General features: G+C 46.3%; 4 protein-coding genes. All 4 read left to right on the top strand.

Annotation, left to right across the window (positions count from 1 at the left end; genetic code table 11):
* The first annotated feature begins 791 nt into the window (after positions 1-791).
* Positions 792-2,456 (top strand): phage tail sheath C-terminal domain-containing protein, encoded by a 1,665-nt coding sequence (locus F6K57_RS07005; RefSeq protein WP_293066059.1) that lies wholly within the window; start codon positions 792-794, stop codon positions 2,454-2,456.
* 148 nt (positions 2,457-2,604) lie between these two features.
* Positions 2,605-3,129 carry a phage tail protein gene (locus tag F6K57_RS07000; RefSeq protein WP_293021502.1) on the top strand — a complete coding sequence of 175 codons (525 nt, stop codon included), beginning with the start codon at positions 2,605-2,607 and terminating at the stop codon, positions 3,127-3,129.
* 406 nt (positions 3,130-3,535) lie between these two features.
* Positions 3,536-4,270, top strand: coding sequence for a phage baseplate protein (locus tag F6K57_RS06995; protein ID WP_293066056.1), 735 nt, complete (start codon positions 3,536-3,538; stop codon positions 4,268-4,270).
* The coding region (locus F6K57_RS06990) for a hypothetical protein (RefSeq protein WP_293066053.1) at positions 4,270-4,898 on the top strand (629 nt) is incomplete at its 3' end. The genes F6K57_RS06995 and F6K57_RS06990, both read left to right, overlap by 1 nt.

The raw sequence follows: 4,898 nt of genomic DNA, 5'->3' as shown, positions 1-4,898 counted from the left end.
AGGAAACAGAACAGGGAGTAGGGAGTAGGGAATAGGGAATAGGGAGTAGGGAGTAGGGAGTAGGAAGTAGGGAGTAGGGAGTCGGGAGTCGGGAGTCGGGAGTCGGGAGTCGGGAGTCGGGAGTCGGAACCCACCCCGTTCCCCTCCCAGGAGGGGAACGGGAGTCGGGAGTCGGGAGTAGAATAGTTGGCTTTTAACCTAAGCTATTGATTATTGCCAATTAAGGTTAAGGTTATCGAATTTTCCTTGTTACATCATCTGCTGCCAATGGCTATATGATCAACGATACCCAGCTTGGAACGATGTCAGACTTGATTAACTCACCTAGTTTGCCATTTTGGGAGTACAGTTGACTAGGGATTGATTACTCAATTAGGAAAAGCGATCGCGTAACGTGACCTACGGTCAATCGCATTTACCTGTTCGTCTTCTGATTTCCCTACTCCCTACTCCCTACTCCCTACTCCCTACTCCCTAATGCGATCGCGTAGCGTGGCCTACGGCCAATCGCGAAGCGTGACCTTTCGGGCAAAGCCCAACGCTTCGCGAACGGCCAATCGCATTTACCTGTTCGTCTTCTGATTTCCCTACTCCCTACTCCCTACTCCCTACTCCCTACTCCCTACTCCCTACTCCCTACTCCCTACTCCCTACTCCCTAATGCGATCGCATAATTTGTTTCTGTGGGAGTTTGACACACTATCCATTAATTAGCTAAAAAGGAGTGTCGCCCTACCGCCTCTAGGGTGGCATTAGCTGGCAGATGTAATTACTCAGAGGAAAAAGTTACCATGCCGATTACACCGACTTATCCAGGTGTTTACATCGAAGAAATTCCCAGTGGAGTCCGGACAATCACTGGAATTGCGACTTCGATTACGGCGTTCATAGGTCGTGCTCTTAGAGGACCTGTGGATGAAGCTGTGCTAATTAACAGCTACGGAGATTTTGAGCGCAGGTTTGGTGGATTGTGGGTAGATAGTACCCTCGGTTTCGCTGTACGGGATTTCTACCTCAATGGCGGTAGCCAAGCGGTGATTGTGCGCCTTTACCAACCAGATGCTGACCCGGCCAAATCACTAGCAACTTTGACCCTAGGTAGTGCTCCCAATACTCTGACCCTAGAAGCTGCCTCCGAAGGTGCCTGGGGGAATAATTTACGAGCCAGGATTGACCATGACTTGGCGGTGAGTGACGCACAGGCAATAAGCGAAAAATTGTTCAATCTATCGGTTCAGGATACCAGCACCGGTGAGATTGAAACATTCCGCAACGTTTCGGTGATGCCTGGACATGCTCGCCAAGTGGATAACGTTCTGAAAAACCAATCTAAGTTGGTGCGGGTATCTGGTGCTCTGCCAGCGGAACGACCGGATGATAGTGATGCTGCCCTCAATCAAGCTATTGCCACGGGAAGCGCCCCTGGGGCAACTGATGCTGAGAAACAGGCACAAGCAACTGCTGAAGCAGAATTGAAAAAGGACCCCTTCGAGAGTGCTCAGCGGTCAACTGGGGTAGCTGATGCTGATAAAGCAAGTGATGGTCAGGCTCTGACGGAGGCTAACTTTACTGGCTCAGGCACTGAAGCCAACAAAACAGGATTGTATGCCCTTGAACAAGCAGACCTGTTTAGCTTGCTTTGCATCCCTCCCTACAACAGCACTAATGATGTGGATGCCAGCTTGATTGATGCAGCGATCGCTTATTGTCAAAAACGACGGGCGATGCTGTTGATTGATCCTCCTAGCACTTGGACTGATAAGGATAAAGCCAAAACTGGGATTAAATCCGAGGTAGGCAGTACCAGTGAAAATGCCGCCATTTTCTTCCCACGTCTGAAACAGGCGAACCCCCTTAAAGATAATCAAGTGGAAGAGTTTGTGCCCTGTGGCACCGTGGCCGGGGTCTTTTCTCGTACAGATGGTGACCGAGGGATTTGGAAAGCACCGGCTGGTTTGGAAGCAACCCTAGTGGGAGTGCCACAGTTGAGTGTTTCCCTAACTGATGCGGAAAATGGTGAGTTGAACCAGCTTGGGATTAACTGTTTGCGCACAATGCCAGCAGCAGGTCGGGTAATCTGGGGCTCACGGACACGGGTTGGTGATGACCGTCTGGCTTCGGAGTGGAAGTATATCCCCGTGCGCAGGCTAGCCCTTTACCTACAAGAAAGCCTTTACCGTGGTACCCAATGGGTAGTATTTGAACCGAACGATGAACCCCTTTGGTCTCAGATTCGACTAAATCTAGGCGCGTTTATGAACAATCTATTTCGTCAGGGAGCCTTCCAAGGTAAGTCCCCTGCGGAAGCCTATTTCGTCAAATGTGATAAGGAAACTACTACCCAGGATGATATCAATCTGGGAATTGTGAATATCATGGTGGGTTTTGCTCCCTTGAAACCAGCGGAATTTGTAATTATTAAGTTCCAGCAGCTAGCTGGACAAAGTGGTGCCTAATACCAAATTGTGATCAAAAGACGGGGAGATCAGGAGATTTATAGGCTCTGCTCTGGACATCTCCGAAGACATCCCTGGAATTAATTGATTTAAGACAGTTAATACCAAGTATCAAAGCAATTTGGGATAAGCATAATTAGGAGGAAATATGGCTCAATTTAGTGTTAATGCCCAGCGTTTTGACCCCTATAAAACCTTCAAATTCCGGGTCAAGTGGGATGGCAGATATGTAGCTGGTGTCAGCAGAGTAGGTGCTCTCAGACGCAGCACTGAAGTGATTCAACACCGTGAGGGTGGTGACCCCAGTAGCCAACGCATGTCACCAGGACAAACTAATTATGAAGCGATTACCCTAGAACGTGGTGTTACCCACGACCCAGAGTTTGAGAAATGGGCCAACAAGGTTTGGAACTACGGCTCTGGCTTAGGTGCTGAAGTCTCTCTGAAGGACTTTCGCAAAGACATTATCATCGAATTGATGAATGAGGCAGGACAAGTAGCGATCGCATACAAAGTTTATCGTTGCTGGGTCTCAGAATATGAGGCACTGCCTGACCTAGATGCTAACGACAATGCCGTAGCCATTCAAAACATTACCCTGCAAAATGAGGGTTGGGAACGTGACTATGAAGTGACTGAGCCAGAAGAGCCTACTTTCACTGAACCTAGCTAATCTTAAAGGTTAGCTGATTGTTCGCCTTTGGCGTTTTTTTTATTTAACTAGTACTGCTGTGCGGAATTCAAAATTCAAAATTCAAAGTTCAAAATTATTACATGTTTAATATATAACAGTTTTGCTCGTTTTGAATGGTATATTGATTTCCGCTATGCTGTACTATAATAGTAACTATAAACTACGTCACTGTCACTATCAAAAATTCTTAATTCTTAATTCTTAATTCTTAATTCTTAATTCTTAATTCTTAATTCAACTTGGTGGTGCGTTACGGTGCGGGCTATCCCAATACTGGCCCTCGGGGTTAAACATCAGGGCGAGCCCGCCCCTAACGCACCCTACGCACTAAATTCTAAATTCTAAATTCTAAATTCTTAATTCTAAATTCTTAATTCTTAATTCTATGCGATCGCTATCCGCTGATAAGATTATAAAATGTTGGGAAATTGGACAAGTTCAGCATCCTCTAGACCGGGCGCTGACCTTGCTAAGATTTGCTTTTCCCGACAAGTCGGCGGTTGAGCTAGCTTCCCTTAGTATTGGACAACGGGATGGATATCTGTTGAGTTTAAGGGAAATTACCTTTGGACCGAAACTCAATAGTTTTGCCGAATGTCCCAATTGTCGTGAGCGTCTGGAATTCACGATGAATGTAGGAGATATGCGCTTGGTTGACCCTTTTGAATCAAAGCAGCAAGAGTATCAAACTACAGTGAATGGGTATAGGTTACAATTTCGTTTGCCCAACAGTTGGGATTTAGCAACGATTGTAAACTATACCGATGAGACTACTGCCTCGAAATTTCTGGGAAAGCGCTGTTTGCTAGAGGCTAGCTATGATGGGATGAGGGTTGCCTATGAGGATTTGCCTAGGTCAGTAGTGACTCAACTGGCAGAGCAAATAGCTGAATGTGACCCCCAGGGGGAAATGTTGTTAAACCTCAATTGTCCTGCTTGTGGTCACGGCTGGCAGGTTTTGTTTGATATCGTTTCCTTTTTCTGGATCGAACTTAGTGCTCAGGCCAAGCGCTTACTCAGACAGGTGCATCGACTGGCTCGTTTCTATGGGTGGCGAGAGGCAGATATCCTATCTATGAGTACAGTACGACGACAGTTTTATTTGGAATTGATTGACTAATGGCTGACTTTCTTACTGGCCTGGCTAGGCGTACTTTAGGGTTAACTCCAGTGGTGCAACCGATGATTGCTTCGGTGTTTGCCAACAATGCTAACAATTTAATGATGGCTGCTGACTATTCTTCAGTTTGGGAACAGGAATCTGAATCACTAAGGGAACAGGCAACAGGGAACAGAGAAGGGGAACAGGCAATAGGCAATAGGGAAGTTTCACTGTTGGAGTCATCGGCAGAGTTAGTTGAACAGAGTCTGCCAGAGGGGCAAGCTAATTTAGAAGCATCCTATCCTCAACAGCAAGACCAGCTAAGGGAAATACCTTTGGCTGAGGATGAGCAACCGATAAATAAGATAACTAACCAGATAAGTAATCATCTCACTAGCCCTAACTACTCCGAATCCTTGCTATCATCAGGGATTAATCTTAACTATACCGATAGCAGCACTGACAATAAAATAAGTGATAATCCAACTAGGGATAATTATCAGCAATCTTTGCTATCACCAGAGATTACTCCTAACTATACCGAGAGCAGTAGCAACAAGATAAGTGCTCATCCCACTAGCCCTAATTACCAGCAATCTTTGATAGCACCAATTGCTGCTGAAATCGATAGCAGCACTAACGATAA

This window comes from Moorena sp. SIO4A5, from assembly GCF_010672005.1.
Lineage (GTDB): Bacteria > Cyanobacteriota > Cyanobacteriia > Cyanobacteriales > Coleofasciculaceae > Moorena.
Note: the sequence above shows the minus strand (reverse complement) of the source record. Positions and strands in the feature narration are given on the sequence as shown.

What these genes read in the sequence shown, in the direction of transcription:
- F6K57_RS07005 (WP_293066059.1), top strand. Translation starts at nt 792, where the DNA reads ATGCCGATTACACCGACTTATCCAGGTGTTTACATCGAAGAAATTCCC.
- F6K57_RS07000 (WP_293021502.1), top strand. Translation starts at nt 2,605, where the DNA reads ATGGCTCAATTTAGTGTTAATGCCCAGCGTTTTGACCCCTATAAAACC.
- F6K57_RS06995 (WP_293066056.1), top strand. Translation starts at nt 3,536, where the DNA reads ATGCGATCGCTATCCGCTGATAAGATTATAAAATGTTGGGAAATTGGA.